At 64.1% G+C, this 1,913-nt stretch carries 2 protein-coding genes; both read right to left on the bottom strand.

Annotated elements, in window-relative coordinates; genetic code table 11:
* A partial coding sequence (locus tag WBB85_RS13645) for an adenosine deaminase (protein ID WP_432639157.1) occupies window positions 1-872 on the bottom strand: 872 nt, incomplete at its 3' end.
* Between the two features lie 144 nt (window positions 873-1,016).
* A partial coding sequence (locus WBB85_RS13640; protein WP_432639155.1) for a phosphopentomutase occupies window positions 1,017-1,913 on the bottom strand: 897 nt, incomplete at its 5' end.

Here is a 1,913-nt window from a genome sequence, read left to right as displayed (position 1 = left end):
GTCTCGGCCAGCATCTGGTATTCGCGCGCCATCGTGGTGTGGAAGAAGGGCGGATCATCGGTCGAGACCGTCACCTTCACGCCCCGTTCCCGCAGGTGGTGGATCGGGTGCGCGCGCCAGTCAGGATAGACGCCCAGCGCGACATTCGACCCCGGACAAACCTCAAGCACGATGCCCTTTTCGGCGATCTCATCGACCAGAGCGAGGTCTTCGATGGCACGCACCCCGTGGCCGATCCGTTCCACACCCAGATCGCGGATAGCGACGCGCACGCTCTCGGGCCCGCCCCATTCGCCCGCATGGGCGGTCGGCCGCAGCCCGGCCTCGCGCGCCGCATCGAAGGACCAGGCGAAATCCTTGGGCGCCCCCATCTTCTCATCCCCTGCCAGACCGAAACCGACGATCCAGTCGCCCGCTGTCTCGGCCGCGCAAAGTGCCGTTTCGCGCGCCTTCTCGGGCCCGAAATGCCGGATCGCGGTGACGATGCCGCGCAGGATGATCCCGTCACGCCTCTCGGCCAGATCGGCTGCCTCGCGGATCGCGTGCAGATATTCCCGCCATGCACCTACATCGCGCCCGCCGCAGAAATCGGGCGACAGGAAGGTCTCGGAATAGACCACGCCCGAGGCCGCACTTTCCTCCAGCACCGCCAGCGTCAGCCGGTGGTAATCCTCGGGCGTCTTAAGGGGATCGGTTGCCGCCTCATAGACCTTCAGGAAGTGCCAGAAATCGGTGTAGCTGTAATTGCCGCGCTCATCGAAGATGCCCGAGATGTCCATCTTCTTTTCGGCAGCAATGCCACGGATAAAGGCGGGCGGGGCCGCCCCTTCAAGATGCAGGTGAAGTTCCACCTTGGGGTGGGCCTGGGTCATGTTAGCGCTCTCTGATCTGGATCGGCGGGTCTTTCCACAGCTCTGCGACAGTTTCAAGTCCGTGAACGGGCCGCGCGCTTTGTCGGGACGGATGCCATACACATGCCAGATGCTTGCGGGACGGCAACCAGACGCGGGTTCCGGTCAGAGAAAGCCCCGTCCCGGCCCCTGAGACGGCACCCCCAGATGCGCCGCGACTGAAGCGCCGACATCAGTGAAGGCCACCTGCTCGACCGGCTTCAGGCCCAGCCCATAGCCCACGACCGGCACCCGTTCGCGGGTATGGTCCGTGCCGGTCCAGGTCGGGTCGTTGCCATGATCGGCGGTGAAAAGCGCGATGTCGCCGGGGCGGAGTTTGGCGAGGAATTCCCCCACCCGCCCGTCGAACCATTCGAGCGCCCTGGCATAGCCCGACACATCGCGCGGATGGCCGAAAAGTGTGTCGAATTCCACGAAGTTCGCGAAGGTGAGCGCGCCATCTTCGGCCGTCCCAACCGCCGCCATCAGGTGGTCGAACAGGACCGCATCCGTCCCCTTCTTCACGTCGTCGATGCCCTGCATCGAGAAGATATCGCCGATCTTGCCGATCCCATGCACCTTGCGCCCCGCGCCCTGCACCCAGTCGCACAAGGTGGGCGACGGTGGCGCGATGGCAAAGTCCTTGCGGTTGGCGGTGCGCTTGAAGTTTCCGCAGGTTCCGACAAAGGGCCGGGCAATGACGCGACCCACTTTCATCGCATGAAGTGTGGGCGCCAAATCCTTGCAAAGCTTTAGCAAACGGTCGAGGCCAAACGCCTCCTCATGCGCCGCGATCTGAAAGACACTGTCGGCGGAGGTATAACAAATCGGCCATCCGGTGCGCAGATGTTCCGCGCAATGCGCGTCGATGATCGGCACGCCCGAGGCATGGCAATTGCCGAGCGTGCCCTCGGTTCCGGCCAGTTCCGCAACCTTCGCCATGAGGCTATCCGGGAAAGCCGGTTGGGTATCGGGGAAGTAGTGCCAATCCCAGGGCACCGGCACGCCTGCCAGCTCCCAATG

The sequence above is a fragment of the Albidovulum sp. genome (assembly GCF_049646345.1).
GTDB lineage: Bacteria > Pseudomonadota > Alphaproteobacteria > Rhodobacterales > Rhodobacteraceae > Albidovulum.
Note: the sequence above shows the minus strand (reverse complement) of the source record. Positions and strands in the feature narration are given on the sequence as shown.